The following is a 16,861-nucleotide window of genomic DNA, read 5'->3' as shown; positions in this document are numbered from 1 at the left end:
AATTCTCTTCTTTCTCTTTCGTAAACAGTGAATCCCTATTCGAGCGCGAGCAGGTGGAATTTCCGTTTGGCGGTCTGTGCGACGACGTAGAGCGTTCCGTCGTTCAGAACCGGACCGGGGCCGACGCGGCCGTGAAACGATTTCGTGAATCTGCGTGCCGGGCCGGTTCCCGGCACGCGAAACGAGGGAGTCGGGTCGAAGGCGTACAACTTATCGCCACCGACGAACAGCGTATCACGGCCCAGTACCGGCGCAGTCCATCGCCAGTCGCCGGTGTCGTGCTTCCACACTCGCTCGCCGTCGTCGGGGTCGATAGCGTGCAGTCCCCGTGTTCCTGCCGCGTAAACGTGTTTTTTGACGGCCAGCCCGCCATTTGCCCACCCAGTTTGCACCTTCCAGTCGATGTTCAGACGCGGTTGGTTTTCGAGCGTGATTCCGTACGTCTTCCCGTCGAGACAGTTGACGTAGACGCCGTCGGTGTCCGCGGTCGGCGGGGCCTGCGGTTTCGACGGAAGGTTCCACTCGCCCTCCCCAATTCCATCCGGGTCAAGGAGATACAGCTTTCCGGCCTCCGTGGCAAGTACGACGTAATACCCACTGTAAATCGATGACGAGCCGAGAATATCGCCGAACAGTCGGCGTGACCACTCAACCTCACCAGTAGACGAACTGACTCGGTGGATGGTTTCCCCTGCGGGGACGTAGAGCCACTGCGAATCGTACATCGAGGGCGACCGAACGAGAGCGTTCTCGCCGAACGTCCGTTTCCACTTTGTCTCGCCGGTTTTCGAATCGAGCGCGAGCAGTCGGTTACTGATGCCCACGTATATCGTTTTGCCACGGATGAATGGCGTCGTCTCTACGTTTGCCTTCGTCCACAGTTTGGAACCATCTCTCGCGTCGTATACGCGAAGCTCCGTGGGAGTCGGCTGATACACGCGCCTATCCACGACGAGCGGCTCGTGATACGTGGTATGTGGAACCTCGACTCGCCACTGTTCTTCCACGCCATTTACGGGTACTTTCCCGTCGCCGACCGAACGGGTGTTGCTCGCGTTACAGCCGAAACTCGACCACTCGCCGTCGGCTCCGTAGATGTGCCTGTCGGGGTTCGTCGATTGGTTCGTCCCCGATTTCGGCGGGTCGTCCGCCACCGTCGTACACCCGGCGAACGCTGTGGCCGCACCGAGCGCGAGAAATCGTCGTCGAGAGGGCATACCTGCGGCGTTGTGGTTCAGGATAATAAGTTTTCTCGGTCGTCGGACAGATTACGGGAATCGCTATCGGCGGGGGAACGTACTTGCTTTTGACACCAGAGATCGTTGTATGGACGACTTCAGCCCAGTGCAGTGGGACGACATCGACCGCGCCTGCGACCGAACGTTCTACGATTGTCCCGAGGCATTCGAAACTCACCGCGACGAGTTCGAAGACGGCTGGTGGCCCGGTATCAAGCGCGCGTACGACAAGTGGAAGACGGAGTACAAACGCGATGGCGACCCCGACCAAGGTGCGACCTATCTCCTCGCATACCTTGCCGAACTGGACGAAATAGCGACCGTCCCCGGAGACAGGTCACTCCTCGACCGCCGACCAGACGAGGAAACGCTGCGGACGTGGTCTTGGGACGAGAATCAGACGATGTGGGCGATTGCGATACGAACCGGTACCCACTTCGCCGTGGTCAAATACTGGCTCCGAGAGGACGATATTCCGCTCAAGTGGCGAAACTTCGGCGAGGAATCGAAAGCGAGACTTCGGAAATTCGGTTACACCGCGTGAATCGACTCCACCAGCGCGCACTTCCGGCAAACGTCACCCGTCGTGGACGCACCGCACCGCTCGCATTCGTTAATTTCGCGCTTGCCTTCACCGACGCCAAATTCGTCCGCGGCGACCGCGGCGAGTTCCTCGTATCCTGCCATAATCGAGTGGCGCGTTCCGGGGTGATTCTCTTCGAGCGAGAGCATCAACTGCTGGATTTCCGCTCGGTACGCCTCGCTTGAATGTGGACATTCGGTAATGTGCGCCGGGAGATTTTCGAGGTGGGCGTACAGTGCGACCTCCTTTTCCGGAACGTCCCGAAGCGGTTTCGCTCGGGGGACGAACGAATTTTGGTCGTTTCTGGTTCGCGGGTCGTCTTCGTCGTTCTCCGGGGAAGAGACGCCACGAGGCGTCTCTTTCGCGAACTTCCCGAGACTGGCGTCGAAATGTTTGGCGATTTGAGAGACGTCGCCTTCGAGGAAGTTCATCAGCGCGGTTTCCGCTTCGTCGTCCAGATTGTGCCCCGTGAGCAGTTTGTCGGCCTCGTACTCCTCGGCGTACTTCGAAAGGAGGTCTCTTCGGAACACGCCGCAGTAAGCGCAGGCCGCCATACTTTCCGGGTCTTTTTCGACCACATCGTCCATTCGAACGTCGAACTCCTCCTCGTAAGTGACGACTTCGTGGCGAATGTCGAGGTCGTCGGTGAGTTCGAGGCAGGCGTCCAAACTTTTGTCGCGGTAGCCCTCGATACCCTCGTGAATCGTCAGCGCGACGAGTTCGACGCGCGGGTCGTTGGCGAACGTATCGTGGAGAATCTGCGTGAGAACGACGCTGTCTTTCCCCCCGGAGAGGCCGATGAGCCACGTTTGCGGGTCGTCCGGCGTGGCGGATGCGGGGAGAAGATTGTCGTCGCGAACCCGTCGCCGAAGGCGTTTTTCGACCGACCGACAGAAATGGTCTTCGCACAGGTGAAGCCCCGAGTAGGCCGCGTGCATCACCGCCTCGCGGTCGCACTTATCGCAGTCCATTACGTGTCGTTTTCGTCGCGGGGCGTTTCACGGTTTCGCTCCGAAGTAAATCGAATATCGCTATATTAAATACTTAGATAAAAATTTAAATCTTTATTAGAATATTTATGGAATATTCTTTTCGATTTCGTGTCTTCCGACGTTTAATACCATAGTTCGATATATATCTCTGAGTAGCGATCCGGCCGACCTCGATAAGGAAGTTGACTGCGACTCGCCGTCGTTATTGACCGGATACGGGTCGGGACAGGTTTTTACCGCTGAAACTGATTTCGATTACGACACGAGGGAACTGCCATCGAGCTGGCAGTAGACGGCAATTGCGACCGGTTTAAGGGACGAATAATAAACGTCGTACTTCCCGTTCGTTGATTTCATGGTTCGACCCTCCGATGAAACACGACGGAATTTTCTCAAACTGACCGGCGTCGCGCTCGGCACGGCTGGACTTTCGGGGACAGTCATGTCCGACGCGCACAGTTCGTCTCAACAGGATTGGCCGATGTTCCAGTACGACGCCGGAAATACCGGATACAACCCCATCGGAGGCGACCCGGGTTCCGGGCGTGGATAGCGTGGAGCGAACGGATTTGCGACCGACGACTGTTCGCTCCAACCATCGTCGATGGCACGGCCTACGTCGCGGACACCTCGGGGGTGCTCATGGCATTCGACACGGAAACGCGGAAAATGCGATGGACGACGAACGTCCGCGGACTGGATTACGCGCCGACGGTCATCGGCGACACTGTCTACGTAGCGGGAACCGACGTACTCGCGCTATCGGCGAACGACGGAAGCGAGCGGTGGCGGTTCGAAATCGGCGTCACGGAGAGTTCTCCGATAACGACCGCCGACGGGACGCTCTTTTTCAAAACCAGCGACGCAAACGGGCAGGGAGTCTGCTGGGCGGTAAACGCAGATGCGGGAACGGAACGCTGGCGCATCGGCATTCCGAGCGGCAAGGAGGGCGAGATTCCGAGCGCCGAAAACGTCCCGCCGGCGGTCGTGGATGGCGTCGCGTACTTCGTCGATAAAGAGGACGTGTACGCCTTCGAGGCGGCGACCGGAAATCCGCGATGGCGAACCAGCGTGGACGGAACCATCAACCACGCACCGACGGTCGCTAACGGGACGGTCTACGTCTGCGGGGAGCAAGTGTTCGCCCTCTCGGCGGACGATGGAAACACGGAGTGGACAACGAGCGTTGCAGATTCGACGCGTCTCGCTCAATCCCCCGCGGTTATGGCCGATTCCGTCATCGTCACGGACGGTCGGAAAGCGCGTGCGTAGTCGCTTCACTGCGAGGACGGGGCGAAACAGTAGTCGTTCGAAGACGGAGATGGTTCCGCCGGAACTCCGACGATCGCCGACGGAACCGTCTACATCCCCGTCTCCGGCGACGACGGACTGGTTGCGCTCGACGCCGAAACTGGCGAGCAACGCTGGCGCGTCCCGATTCGAAACCTCGGCAGTTCGTGGCTTCCGGCCACCGTGGGCGACGACATCTACGTCACCGACCGCGAGGGGTTCCTCTACACGATACGCGACTCGGCGGAACTCGATTGGCGTGCAGACCGAACCGGAACGCTCGAAGTCGGCGAGAACGTCTACGTTTCGAACAACGATCTGATCGCGCTCGATGCCGAAAACAGTGAAATACGGTGGTCGGCGGACGACAGAAACGAACCAAACGCGGAAAACGAACTGCTGTACGTCACCGACGATGAGAACGTCGTCGCGTACACCGCGGATGGAAACGAGCGATGGCGCGCCGAATGTGACGGGGAAATCGCCACCGAACCCGTGGTCACGGAAGAGACGGTGTTCGTCGGCGGAAATGGTTGGGTCGGTGCCTTCGACGCGCAGGACGGGGGAACTCGTTGGACGTACGACGGCGACTGTGGCGACCTCGGTTCGGTCGAACGTCTCACCGCACTCGAAAACAGAGCGTTCGTCGTCGCGGACGGTCGAATCACCGCCCTTGACTCCCACGGGGAACAGTGGTCTGCTGGCGAAAACGCAAGCATTCTCACCGCGAGCGGTGCGAGTGGGTCGGACGATTCGGGTGATGCAGGTGACTCGGGCAGTGCGGGCGGTGCGGTGTACGCCGGAATCGACGGCAACGAAGTCATTGCGTACGATTTCGACGGCAACGAACAGTGGCGAGCGACTCCGGAGAACGGCGATTCCGTCAGTCACCTCGTCGGTGGCGAAACTCCCGCAGATGGCGTCTACGCCGTCACGACCGCCGTGACGAGTACGGGAACCGACCGCCGGGAGTGGCTCGCCGCGCTTTCGGATGGCGAAGAGCGATGGGCGTTCCACCCGAAATACCTCCCGTTCGGGTCGCTCTGCGAACCGGTCGTCGCGGGCGAAACGGTGTACGTCGGTGCCAGCGACCGCCGGGTGTACGCTCTGTCGGCGACGAACGGAACCGAACTTCATCGGTTCGAAACCGGCGATGAAGTTCGAAGTGTTGGGATCGATACGAACGGCGAAGACGACAGGGTGTACGCTGCCAGCGATTCGGTGTACGCGTTCGAATAGCTGACAGCGTTGTATTGCTATTCGATTCTCGAAGACACTCGTCCGACCCACGGGTCAGTGACGTAGATATTGTTTTCATCGGCGACAATCCCCGACCCGAGGTTAGAGCGAGGCGACCACCCACACTGGTCTTTGTAGTGATTGTCGGCGACGTAGTACCGGTGTATCGATTCTCCGGTTGCCGCGTCGAGACGATGAACCGTTCCGCGTTGGTCGAGAACCCACACGGCGTCGGGAGTAACGTCCACGGCCGCAACCGCTACCTCCGCAGTGTACTGCCACCGTTCGGTTCCATTCGATTTGGAAACCGCGGCAACTGACCCTGTTCGGTCGCCAATCACCAGTGAACCTCCGCTATCGGCGAAATCCACGATGTTCCCCGGCGCATCGAACTGCCATCCTTCTTCAGCGGATTCGGCGTCGAGCGAAACGACTGCGCCGTCCAGCGTAGCTACGTACACGAGACCATCTCCGACGATGGGCGTGGTTCGAATCTCACCGGCAACAGAAGCGGTCCAGAGCGATTCACCCGTCGTGGCATCGACCCGATAAACGTGGCCGGTTTCGGTACCTGCGACGACTGATTTTCCGAGTCGGGCAAGACCGGCAAACGGCATGCCCTCGACCCGATTTGCCCACCGCTCGGTTCCATCGTTCGCGTTCAGGGCCACGGCGCGGTAGGTGTACGCACTGCTGTCCGTCGAATTCGAGCTGAAATGTTCGGAATGAGAAATGCCGACGAAAACCGAGTCGTCGATAAGGGTGGGTTGTCCCCACGCACCACCCCCGTACTGTTCGACGCCTCCCGCATCGTAGTCCCATTTTCGATGACCGGTTTCGAAATCGAAGGCGTACACGTGGTCGGTTCCCGTGCCGACGTAGACGGTGTCGTCGTGGACGAGTGGAATCCCCGCACCGGAGCCTTCGACGGTGTAGACCCACTGCTCCTGTCCGTCGTATTGATCCGCGCAGATGATTCGGGAAAGAATCCCGTCGCTCGTACCGGTGTAATGTTCGGCGGCGAGAATTTTACGCTCGTGTAGTATTGGCGGCGACCAGTATCGTCCGTCTATCGTCCACTGCGGGTCGTCCCGAGTCGGACATCGGCGACCCGAGAGAAAACCACAACCTGAAAGCGTTGTGAAACCGGCGGCTCCCGCCGCCAGGAGAGCGCGGCGGCGCGTCGTTCGAGGCATGAGATACTCTCGTTCTTTTCTCGACAAGAATATTTTTATATTGTTGCGAACGCTGGCCGGACGAGGACAAATTCAAATACTCCCCGTCGGGTCGCGCCGTGAATCGAAAATGTGGTCGGTGGGGAGTCGGTAATCAGTTGCGACGTTCCGCTTCCGCGACGGCGTCGGGCGCGTTGATAATTCCCGCGCCGATGTCGGTATCGCCCTTACCGTTACTGTACCGGGCAGTGTTCTCGATGATGCTTTGAACCTGTTTCGCGTTCAGGTCCGGGTTGACCTCGCGGATGAGTGCAACGAGACCGGCGACCTGCGGGGCCGCCATCGACGTTCCCGCATACCACGCGTATGCGGTGCCGTCGTTCAAGTCCGCCGGAACGGTCGAGTAGACCAGATTGAGCGGGTACGGCCACTCGGTATCGGTTGCGAGCGTCTTTTCGAGCGTTTCGTAGCCCCCGCCGGGCGCGCCGACATCGATGTCGCTGGTGCCGTAGTTCGAGTAGAACGCGAGTCCGTTGTCCGGTCCCGTCGCGGAGACGCTGATGGAACCCGGAACGCTGTTCGGAAGGGTGTAGTAACCCTCGTGCTGGAGATCCGAACTGGCGTTTCCGGCGCTGGTCGTCACGACGGTTCCGCGCTGGACGGCGGATTGGATGACCGTCTGGTAGGCGACGTGTTCGCCGTTTTTGTGTGCGACGCCTTTGATGACGCCGCCGCCGAGACTCATGTTTGCGGAATCTGCACCGATTTCGGCCGCGTAGTTGATTGCGCTCAAAATGTCGAAATCGGTCGTCCAGAGCGTCGTCACGGAGACGCTCTCGTCCTCGCCGTCGTCGTCCACGTCGTACTGATAATCGTCCAGTCGCTTCCAGTAGAACACGCGCAGTGGAACCACGTCCGCATCCGGGGCCACCCCTGCGATACCGAAGTCTTCGTCCGGAACCGTGTCGTCGTGTTTCGCCGTCGCGATACCGGCACAGTGAGTACCGTGAGAGTCAACGTCGTCCGCGGCCATCTGCGAGCGCGTTGCCGGAGCACCGAGATAGGTGTACGCTTCGATTTCCTCGCCACCCGGCGGCAATCTCGCATCGATAGTCGTATCGCCATCGACGGTCGGAGTTCCGTCGGGACTCGACACTCCATCGGCGCGGAAGAGTCGACCCTGTTCGACTCGGTTTCGCAGGTCGGGGTGGAACGTGTCGATTCCGGTGTCGATGATGGCGACGGTTCGGCCGTCGCCCGTCGAACTGTCGTGCGCCTCGAACGCGCCGGTCGTGTCTGCCTGCTTGTCCCACTGAACGTCCGCGTACTGCTCGTCGAGCGACTCCTCGGTCGATTGGAGTTTCGGCCCGACCGCTCGATAGCCGATGTTCGGTTCGACGTGCTTGACGCCGTTCACTCCCTGAATCGAGGCTTTCGACTCGGCGGCGACGAGCAGAACGCGGCCGTCAGCAACGCTCGCCTGAACATCGATGCCCGACCGTTCCAGTCGCTTTCGACCGCCCTTACCCCCGACAGTGACGACGAACTGTGAACGGCCGTCTGCCGCAGTCGTGACGCCCATCGTAGCCAATGCGGCAGCTCCGACACCGACGCTTTTTACGAAATTTCTTCTATTAAGTTTTCCCATGGCATGCTGACCACAGTTTCAACCGATATATAATTTATTCATAAAATTCGACTATAAAGATCGAGTTATCACGACCGAATCGGCGTTATTCTTCCAGTCGCTTTTGCCACTCCTGCACTTTCGACATCAAATCAATCGGCGACACGTCGGCGACTTCGACACCCGAAAGTTCGGACAACACCGCTTCCGTTTCGGGGTCGATTGCCGGTTCGTCGCTCTCGATTCCGCTCGATTCGTCTCCGCTTTCGCCACCGCTCGAATCGTTTTCTCCCCGCTGGAACTCGCCGCTTCCAAGGTCAAAAACGGCCTGCACCGGTTCGCTCGACGCGCCGCCTTTCGCCTCGATTGCCTTCTCTTGGCGCAGTTTGTCGAGCACGTTGCGGGAACGTTCGACCACCGGAACCGGCACGCCAGCGAGGTCTGCGACGTGAATCCCGTAACTGCGGTTCGTCGGGCCGTCGCGGACGGTTCTGAGGAAGGTCACGTCGCCGTCGCGCTCGTCCGCGGCCACATGAACGTTCGACACGCGAGGCAGGTGGTCGGCCAGCGTCGTCAGTTCGTGGTAATGGGTGGCAAAGAGCGTTTTCGCGCGAACTTCGTTGTGCAGGTATTCCGTCGCGGCCCACGCTATCGAGATGCCGTCGTAGGTCGCGGTTCCGCGTCCCACTTCGTCCAGAATGACGAGCGAATCCTCGCTCGCGGAATGGAGGATGTTGCTCAACTCCTGCATTTCGACCATGAACGTCGAGCGTCCTTGGGCTAACTCGTCCAGCGCACCGACCCGGGTGAAGATACCATCGACCAATCCCACGGACGCCTCGCGCGCAGGGACGAAACTCCCGACCTGCGCGAGGAGGGTAATCAGCGCGACTTGGCGCATGTACGTCGATTTTCCGGACATGTTCGGTCCGGTGACGATGAGGAACTCGCGCGCGTCGTCCATCCGTAGGTCGTTGGGGACGAACTCCGTGGTTTGTTCCACGACGGGGTGGCGACCCTGTCGGATGTCGAATCCGGAATCTGCGAGTTCCGGGCGCACCCACCCGTTTTCGACGGCGTGAACCGCCAAGCTCGCGAGCGTATCGAGTTCGGCCAGCGTGCGTCCCACGTCCTGCATGAGTTCCGCGTTGTCTGCGATTCGTGCCCTCAGTTGCTGAAACAGGTCGTACTCCAGTTCACCGCGTCGTTCTTCGAGGCGCAAGATTTCTCGCTCCCGTTCCCGAAGTTCGTCGGTGACGTACCGCTCCGAGTTCTTCAGCGTCTTGACTGCTTCGTACTCCTCGGGAACCTTTCCGGTGTCGGACTTGCCGACTTGGAGGTAGTAGCCGTCCGTCTTGTTGCGGTCTACCTGCAGATGGCTGATGCCGGTTCTGGATTTTTCCCGACTCGCGAGGGTGTCGAACCACTCCAGATTCTCCTCGTGCTGATCGATGATTTCGTCCAGTTCGTCGTCGTAGCCCCGACGGAACAGACCGCCCTGCGTGACGGTTTTCGGCGGGTCGTCGGCCAACGCCTCTCCCAACTCCTCGCGCAGGCGTTCCGCCTGCGCTCGGTCGGGACGAGCCGCGAGTTCCGCGAGCGGCGAATTCGATAAGGACGGCGCGTTTGCAATCGAATCCGTGACGGTCGGAAGGACTGCGAGGCTGTCCCGAATCCGGAGCAAATCGTTCGCGTCCGCGCTCCCCGAGACGGATTTGCTCGCCAATCGTTCGAGGTCGTAGGCGTCTCCGAGCGTTTCCCGAATCTCCTCGCGGGCTAGGGCGGACTCCGCGAAGGCCGAAACGTTCGACTGTCGTTCGCGGAGTAAATCGAGCGAACGACGAGGTCGTTGAAGCCACTCCTTTAACAGGCGGCGACCCGCACTGGTTTTCGTGTGGTCTACCGTGTCGAACAACGACCCCTTCCGGTCGCCGTGCATGGTTTCCGTGAGTTCGAGGTTGCGCTGGGTCGTCGCATCCAGTTCGACGTGGTCGTCTGAGTGGTACGACTGGAGACGCGTTATCGACCCGAGGACGCCTGCCCCCGTCTCTTCGACGTAGGAGAGGACGGCCCCCGCGGCCAGAACTTCCGCGGTCGGCGCGTTTCCGCCGTCCGAATCCAAGCCGAGACTGGAAAGCGTTTCCGCGCCGAACTGCTCGCGGGTGACGTGTCGAGCCTTTCCGGGCGCGAAGGCGTTCGCGTCGTGGAGCGAGAGGGAAGCGTCGGTTCGTTCGCGCACCGCTTCGAGGAACGAATCGTCGTTGCGAATCTCGGGGCCGGGAAGCACTTCCGCGGGATCGAACCGGTACAGTTCCGTTAGCGCCTTCGAGTCGGCGTCCGAACCGGAGACGGAACTGACCAGAAATCGACCGGTCGTCACGTCCGCGAAGGCCAAGCCGTAACCGTCGTCTACGCGGACGATTCCGGCGAGGTACTGGGCGTCGGCGGAGGTCGTTTCGAGCAGCGTCCCCGGCGTCACGACCCGCGAGATTTCGCGGGCGTGACCGTTTTCCGTCTCGTACTGGTCGGCGATTGCGACCCGGTAGCCGCGTTCGACCAGTTGTTTCATGTACGGCGTGAGCTCTGAAAGCGGGACGCCGGCCATCGGGTATCTGCTTCCGTGGCTCGACTTCTGGGAGACGTTCAAATCCAGCACGTCTCCCACCAGTTCCGCGTCGTCGGCGAAGAACTCGTAGAAGTCGCCGACCTGTATCGTCAACACGTCCGCGTCGGACTCCTCTTTCAGCGAGAAAAACTCCCCGACGATGCCGCCTTCGCTCACGGCGGACACCTCCGGAAACGAGCAGTCGAAATCATGTCCGGAGTGAGTCGCGGCGTGAATAAAACGATGTGGATTCCCCGACAGAAATGAGTCGGGTCTGATGATTCGGCGGTCTCAATCGGCCATCCCGGCACCGAGTCGTTCGACGCTCGCCCGCACGGCTTCGATCTCGTCGTCGAACGTATCGAGAAACGGTCCGGTTCGGTCGGTCGTAACCGCACCGTCGTCGGTCGGCTGTATGAGACCTTCTTTTTCGAGCATCTGAAACGACGTTCTAACTCGGTGTTCCGGAAGGTCGGCGACCGTGGACGCGTGCCGAAGACCGACCGGTTCTTCGTTCCGGATGAGGAGAAGAATTTCGACGGTTCGCGTCGTAATTTCGACTTCGTCTTGGAGGGATTCGAGCACTGATGCCCAAAGGGATGCACACCGGCTAAAGTTTTACTTCACAATTAATACAGTAGATCAAAGGCGCGATATTTTTGCCAACCGGTCGAAGGCCAGCACGATTTTATTGTGTCGCGGCATCAAACTAGTACTCGCGTGGTCTCCGTGATTCCCCGGTCGGGTCGCCGACTCGGTGCCGGACTGATGGCCGTCGCCGTCGTCGGTTTTGTTCTCGTTTTAGTCGTGAGTGCTGTGGTTGCACCGCCGATTTCGAAGGCTCCGACGACGAACAGTTCCGAGAAAACCGTCGTCGGCGTGCAATCGACGACCACGGACGGTCGAATCGCTGTTCTCGACGCAGAAGGCGAGCCGGTTTGGGATTTCGGACGGGCGGACAGCTATCACGACGTATCTCGCCTCCCGAACGGTTCGGTTCTCGCATCGTTCATGGCGCGCGGCGACGACGACTGTGGCCCCTACGACTCTCCCTGTGCCCGAACAGGAGTTAGAATCATCGACCCAGACCCCGACCCACACGTCGTCTTCGAATGGTCGTTTCCGGTGCGAACCAGCGGGGACAGCGAAGTTCACGATGCCGAGTTTCTCCCCTCCGGCGAATTGCTAATCGCGGATATGGACAGAGAACGCGTGTTCACGCTCGCACCGAACGGGACGAAAACGTGGCAGTGGAACGCGAGCGACTTCTACGACCCGCCACCAGACCCGACCAGAACCGATTGGCTCCACATCAACGACGTGGACAGAATCGGGGAGAACAGGTACCTCGTCTCGGTTCGCAACGCGCACCAACTGCTCGTCATCGAACGCGGAAAAGGAGTCGTCGAAGTGATAAACGAGAACGGCGATACGAGCGTGCTAAACTACCAACACAACCCGCAGTGGCTCTCCAATGACGCGGTTCTCGTCGCCGATTCGGAAAACGACCGTGTGGTCGAACTCCACCGAAACGAATCGACGGGGCGATGGAAAACCGCGTGGCAGGCACGCGGCGCAGGCGGAATCAACTTCGATTGGCCCCGCGACGCCGACCGCCTGCCGAACGGCAACACGCTCGTCACCGACAGTCGGAACAACCGCGTCGTGGAACTGAACGAATCCGGAGCGATGGTGTGGAGCGCGCGGGTGCCGACGGTTCCCTACGAGGCGGACCGTGACCCCGGCGAATACCCCGCGGGTGACCCGTCCGATTCGAACGGTATCGTGGGAAGCGGAACGACCAAACTGCCCGTTTTCAGCTATCTGCTCGACAGCGCCCGGCACGTCGTCTCCCTTCCGTACTGGCTGGCAGGGTGGCATCTCGCGGTTGGTGTCGTGGCATCTCTCACGTTTCTCATCGGACTCTGGCTGTTCGTTCGAGAGTCGGAAAAGACGGTTGCATGAGCAACCACAGTTCCCTCTTCGAACGCACCCGACCATCCCACCATGGCACTCAGTGAAATCGACCACCTGAGCGACGAGCAGCGGAACTGCATCGACAACTGCTTCGAGGCCGCCCAAGCATGCGAGTGGTGTGCCGACGAGTGTGCGGGCGAAGGCGAAGGGATGGCGCGGTGTATCCGTCTCTGCCGTGACGTGGCCGATCTTACCACTCAGCACGCCCGATTCATGGCGCGCAACTCTAACTACAGCGAGCAACTCGCGGAGGCCTGCGCCGGTGCGTGCGAGGAGTGCGCCGAGGAGTGTTCCCAGCACGACCACGACCACTGTCAGGTCTGTGCCGACGTGTTGGAGGAGTGCGCGGAAAGCTGTCGCGCGATGATGGCGTAAGGCGGTCGAAATCGGCAACCGTCTCGAATTCCGCTTCTGATTCTCGACAGGGCGATGCATCACTACATTATGACCGACGAGCGCGAGGTACTGCGGGAGACATCGACGACGGAAACGACGTAGAACACGACGGATGGCGAGCACGCGGACCGCCGAGAAACGTTTCGGTGTTACAACCGGATGGGCGAGGAGTGAGGGAGAAACTCGTTCACGTCTCCAGCGCCGAAAGCACCGCAAACGTCCGCCGTTGCAGTTCTTCCGTCTCCGCCGCGAGTAGTTTCACGATTGCCTCTTTCCCAACTTCGCCACGGTCGATGATGGCGACGGGCGTCTCGTCCGCCGACTCGAACGCCCGTCTCGCACCCCACCCCATCGTACTCCCTTCGCGTTCTTTTACGTCCGTCGGTTCCGCCGAACGGTCGAACTCGGCGACTTCGCCGCTGAGCGTTGCAAGTGCGGACTCCACATCGTCATCGAATCGGCAGTTGACCGCAAATCGAAGGTCGGGGTCGAACTCGCGGGCCGAGAGCAGGAATCGGGCAACGTGACTCGACGCGCCGAATCGCACGCCGCGATTCGGCTTTACGCCGGACATGGTTCGGGTGATTCTCCCCTCGACGGCGGCGGTTTCGCCGACCGCCTCGGCGTAGGGTGTCGCACCGACGACGTTCATGCCGACTTCCGGAACCAGTCTGCTCACGTCACGTTCGACGAACGACTGGACGACGCGCTCGACCGTTTCCGCAGTTGAATCGCGCGCCGCTTCGTTCCGCAGTTCGACCAGGTGGTGGACCGACCCCGGCCCCTTTCCGACGTTCAGATGGTAGCGTACGGCACGTTCCATGAACGCGGTGGCTTGCGCGACGGACTCGCGCAGGGCATCTCCCTGCGCGAGTCCTGCGGCGACGGCGCTGGCGAGCGTACAGCCGGAGCCGTGAGTCGCGTCCGTCTCGATTCTGTCGTGAGCGAAAATTTCGACCCCGTCCTCGCTCACCAGCACGTCCCGAACTTGCTCTCCCGGAACGTGCCCTCCCTTGACGAGCGCCGCGTCCGCACCCAGTTCGAGCAGTTCCTCGCCCGCCGAATTCGCGCTTTCGTCGTCCTCGGGTTTCACGCCGGTCAGCACCGCGGCCTCGTCCGCGTTCGGCGTCACGAGCGTTGCGTGTTCGATGAGTTCCTCGTAGGCCGCTTCGCCGTCGGAATCGAGCAGTCGGTCGCCCGAGGTGGCGACCATCACGGGGTCAACGACAACCGGGATTTCTAGTTTTTCCACTTGCTCCGCGACGCTCCGCACGACCGGGGCTTCCGCGAGCATACCGGTTTTTACCGCCCGAACATCGAAATCAGAGAGAACGGCAGAACACTGCTCCTCGATTGCTTCGACCGGGAGCGTAAACGCCCCCTCGACGCCTCGCGTGTTCTGGGCCGTGACGCTCGTGACGACGCTGGTACCGAACACGCCGTGGGCCTCCATCGTCTTCAAATCGGCCTGAATCCCCGCACCGCCGCCGGAGTCGCTTCCGGCGATTGTCACCGCGACTGGGGGTTCGACCGGTGCCGGAATCCGGGTCATGGAGATCGCTCCATGAACTCCTCGAAGGCCCCCCAGAACGGGTCAACCTCCGGGTGTTCGATACGCTCACCGTCTATCTCGACGCCCTCCCCTTCGCGAACGTCGCCGATTTCGGCGGCGAGGATTTCGGCGTCGTCCAGCGCGGAGAGGACGCTTTCGGCGTCCTCGGCCGCAACCGAAAGCAAAAGCGTGCCTTCGCTAATCGATTTCCACGGGTCGATGTCGAAGAACTCGCACGCTTCCAGCACGCCCGGCAGGACGGGAATCGAATCCTGCGATACGTCGAGATGAACCCCGCTGGCGCGGGCCATCTCGACCAGCGCGCCGTGGACGCCGCCCTCGGTCGCGTCGTGCATCGCGGTGACGTTTCCCGTCCCGGCCGCGACTAATGCATCCTCGACGGGACTCATGTCGTAAAATCGGTCTTTCGCCTTTTCGACGGGTCCTTCGGGCAGTTCTTCCCTCATCAGGTCCTCGAACCGGATGGAGAGCAGACCTGTCGCTTCCACCGCCGGACCTTTCGTGAGCAGGACGCGGTCGCCCGGACGCGCTCCGTTCGGGCGAACGATGTCGTTCGGGTCGCCGACCGCCATGGCGTTCGCGCCGCCGACCATCGGATAGTTGCATCCGGCGTACCGAGCGGTGTGTCCCGTGACGACGCTGACGCCAAGTTCCTCGGCTTCCCGGTCGAACGTCTTCCAAATCGTCTCGAACTCCTCGTCGGTAATTTCCGGCGGCAGGTTGAAATCAACCGCGAGGTGGGTCGGCGAGAGACCGCTCACCGCTACGTCGCTCATGAGTATGTGAAAGGCGAACCACGCCGCGCGCTCGAACCCGAGCGAGGGCATGATGAAAATCGGGTCGGTCGCGGTTGCGACCGCTTCTCCACCGACCTCGAAGACGCCGAAATCCACGCCGTGCTGCGGTGACAGCGTCACGTCGTCGCGCTCCGCGCCGAGATGCGGGTAGATGTACTCCTCGAAAAATTCTCGGTCTACTTTGCCAAGGTTGTCCATACGCAGATGTTATTACTAGGTGGTATTTACCAGTGATGCTTACTGGCTGTCCGCTGTGGTGTTCAGTCCCGGTCTGCGTACTCGGCAAACACCTGCCACGAGGGGTCTACGTCGGGATGCTCGATTCGACTGCCATCGACGTACACCCCATCACCCTCGCACACCGTACCCATTTCGGCCGCCGGAATTCCCGCGTCCGAGAGCGCCGAAAGCACGTCATCTATGCTTTCGGGCGACGCGGTTAGAACGAGGGTTCCCTCGGTCGTGGACTCCCACGGATTTATCTCGAAGAACTCGCACGCTTCCAGCACGCCAGGTAGAATCGGTACATCGTCGTGAGTCACGTCGAATCGAACGTTCGCCGCCCGAGCCATCTCGACCAGCGCGCCGTGAATTCCGCACTCCGTCGCGTCGTGCATCGCGGTGACGTTCCCCGCGTTCGCCGCAACTAAGGCGTCCTCCACCGGACTCATGTCGTAATAACGCTCTTTCGCATCCTCGATGGTTTCCCGCGGAAGGTCGATGTGGTCTTCGAACAGCGTGACCAGAAAGCCCGCCGTCTCCACGCCCGGTCCTTTCGTAACGAGGACGCTATCCCCCGGTTCTGCCCCGTCCGGTCGCACGAGAGTCTCCTTTTCGCCGACCGCCAACGTCGTCGCTCCGCCGACCCACGGATACCGGCAGCCGGAATATCGAGCCGTGTGCCCGGTGACGACGCTAACCTCTAACTTTTTGGCTTCCCGGTCGAAGGTTCGCCAGACGGTAGCGAACTCTTCGTCCGTAATTTCCGGCGGCAGATTGAAATCAACCGCGAGGTGGGTCGGCGAGAGACCGCTCACCGCTACGTCGCTCACGACGACGTGAAAGGCGAACCACGCCGCGCGCTCGAATCCGAGTTCGGGGAGAATCGAGAGCGGGTCGGTTGCGAGTGCGACCACTCGCTCCCCAACGTCGATCACCCCGAAGTCCACGCCGTGTTTCGGCCCGAGCAGTTCGTCGTCGCGCTCCGCGCCGAGATAGGGATAGACGTGTTCGTCGAAGAAATCGCGGTCTATCTTCCCGAGGTCGGTCATACCGGGAATATCTCCCGGTGGCACAAATCGGTGGTGATTCGACGGGACGAGGTGATACGTCCCGGCATTCAACCGGCGGGGAGCTATACGTCGCATCG

The 16,861-nt window shown here is 60.7% G+C and carries 15 protein-coding genes; 6 read left to right on the top strand and 9 right to left on the bottom strand.

Annotation, left to right across the window (positions count from 1 at the left end):
• Window positions 1-35: 35 nt before the first annotated feature.
• Window positions 36-1,217 (bottom strand): PQQ-binding-like beta-propeller repeat protein, encoded by a 1,182-nt coding sequence (locus LIX15_RS15860; RefSeq protein WP_227774128.1) that lies wholly within the window; start codon window positions 1,215-1,217, stop codon window positions 36-38.
• Between the two features lie 109 nt (window positions 1,218-1,326).
• Between LIX15_RS15860 and LIX15_RS15855 the strand changes: the two genes are divergently transcribed.
• Window positions 1,327-1,782, top strand: coding sequence for a hypothetical protein (locus LIX15_RS15855; RefSeq protein WP_227774127.1), 456 nt, complete (start codon window positions 1,327-1,329; stop codon window positions 1,780-1,782).
• Here LIX15_RS15855 and ncsA read toward each other — a convergent pair.
• Window positions 1,770-2,792, bottom strand: a complete 1,023-nt coding sequence (gene ncsA / locus LIX15_RS15850; protein ID WP_227774126.1) for a tRNA 2-thiolation protein NcsA — start codon at window positions 2,790-2,792, stop codon at window positions 1,770-1,772. The two genes, LIX15_RS15855 and ncsA, sit on opposite strands and share 13 nt — an antisense overlap.
• Before the next feature lie 376 nt (window positions 2,793-3,168).
• On the opposite strand from ncsA, the gene LIX15_RS15845 reads away from it, so the two are divergent.
• The 3 genes from LIX15_RS15845 (at window position 3,169) to LIX15_RS15835 (ending at window position 5,342) form a co-directional block, all read left to right on the top strand.
• On the top strand, window positions 3,169-3,366 hold the full coding sequence (locus LIX15_RS15845) for a twin-arginine translocation signal domain-containing protein (RefSeq protein ID WP_227774125.1): 198 nt from the start codon (window positions 3,169-3,171) through the stop codon (window positions 3,364-3,366).
• Complete coding sequence (locus LIX15_RS15840; protein WP_227774124.1) at window positions 3,288-4,085, top strand: outer membrane protein assembly factor BamB family protein; 798 nt, start codon at window positions 3,288-3,290, stop codon at window positions 4,083-4,085. Before LIX15_RS15845 ends, LIX15_RS15840 begins: the two co-directional genes overlap by 79 nt.
• Before the next feature lie 72 nt (window positions 4,086-4,157).
• Window positions 4,158-5,342, top strand: coding sequence for an outer membrane protein assembly factor BamB family protein (locus tag LIX15_RS15835; protein WP_227776907.1), 1,185 nt, complete (start codon window positions 4,158-4,160; stop codon window positions 5,340-5,342).
• Window positions 5,343-5,359: 17 nt separating this feature from the next.
• Here LIX15_RS15835 and LIX15_RS15830 read toward each other — a convergent pair whose 3' ends face one another.
• The 4 genes from LIX15_RS15830 to LIX15_RS15815 all read right to left on the bottom strand — a co-directional run bounded on the left by LIX15_RS15830 (window position 5,360) and on the right by LIX15_RS15815 (window position 11,334).
• Complete coding sequence (locus LIX15_RS15830; protein ID WP_227774123.1) at window positions 5,360-6,538, bottom strand: outer membrane protein assembly factor BamB family protein; 1,179 nt, start codon at window positions 6,536-6,538, stop codon at window positions 5,360-5,362.
• A 133-nt stretch (window positions 6,539-6,671) separates the two neighbouring features.
• The gene (locus LIX15_RS15825; protein ID WP_227774122.1) at window positions 6,672-8,165 is read right to left on the bottom strand and encodes a S8 family peptidase; all 1,494 of its coding nucleotides are present in this window, start codon (window positions 8,163-8,165) and stop codon (window positions 6,672-6,674) included.
• An 85-nt stretch (window positions 8,166-8,250) separates the two neighbouring features.
• A complete protein-coding gene (gene mutS, locus LIX15_RS15820; protein WP_345411872.1) occupies window positions 8,251-10,935 on the bottom strand; it encodes a DNA mismatch repair protein MutS in 2,685 nt (894 codons plus the stop codon).
• A gap of 105 nt (window positions 10,936-11,040) precedes the next feature.
• Complete coding sequence (locus tag LIX15_RS15815) at window positions 11,041-11,334, bottom strand: hypothetical protein (protein ID WP_227774120.1); 294 nt, start codon at window positions 11,332-11,334, stop codon at window positions 11,041-11,043.
• Between the two features lie 183 nt (window positions 11,335-11,517).
• On the opposite strand from LIX15_RS15815, the gene LIX15_RS15810 reads away from it, so the two are divergent.
• Both LIX15_RS15810 and LIX15_RS15805 read left to right on the top strand, forming a co-directional pair.
• Entirely contained in the window at window positions 11,518-12,714 is a 1,197-nt protein-coding gene (locus LIX15_RS15810; RefSeq protein WP_390184542.1) for an arylsulfotransferase family protein, read from the top strand.
• A 42-nt stretch (window positions 12,715-12,756) separates the two neighbouring features.
• Window positions 12,757-13,101, top strand: coding sequence for a four-helix bundle copper-binding protein (locus LIX15_RS15805; RefSeq protein WP_227774118.1), 345 nt, complete (start codon window positions 12,757-12,759; stop codon window positions 13,099-13,101).
• Window positions 13,102-13,309: 208 nt separating this feature from the next.
• Here the strand turns inward: LIX15_RS15805 and thiD are convergent, their stop codons facing one another.
• The 3 genes from thiD to LIX15_RS15790 all read right to left on the bottom strand — a co-directional run bounded on the left by thiD (window position 13,310) and on the right by LIX15_RS15790 (window position 16,763).
• Complete coding sequence (gene thiD, locus LIX15_RS15800) at window positions 13,310-14,674, bottom strand: bifunctional hydroxymethylpyrimidine kinase/phosphomethylpyrimidine kinase (protein WP_227774117.1); 1,365 nt, start codon at window positions 14,672-14,674, stop codon at window positions 13,310-13,312.
• Complete coding sequence (locus tag LIX15_RS15795) at window positions 14,671-15,690, bottom strand: AIR synthase family protein (RefSeq protein ID WP_227774116.1); 1,020 nt, start codon at window positions 15,688-15,690, stop codon at window positions 14,671-14,673. Before LIX15_RS15795 ends, thiD begins: the two co-directional genes overlap by 4 nt.
• Before the next feature lie 62 nt (window positions 15,691-15,752).
• Entirely contained in the window at window positions 15,753-16,763 is a 1,011-nt protein-coding gene (locus LIX15_RS15790) for an AIR synthase family protein (protein ID WP_227776906.1), read from the bottom strand.
• Window positions 16,764-16,861: the final 98 nt, after the last annotated feature.

This window comes from Haladaptatus pallidirubidus (assembly GCF_020700235.1).
GTDB classification, from domain to species: domain Archaea; phylum Halobacteriota; class Halobacteria; order Halobacteriales; family Haladaptataceae; genus Haladaptatus; species Haladaptatus pallidirubidus.
This window is presented reverse-complemented; position numbering and strand designations above follow the sequence as displayed.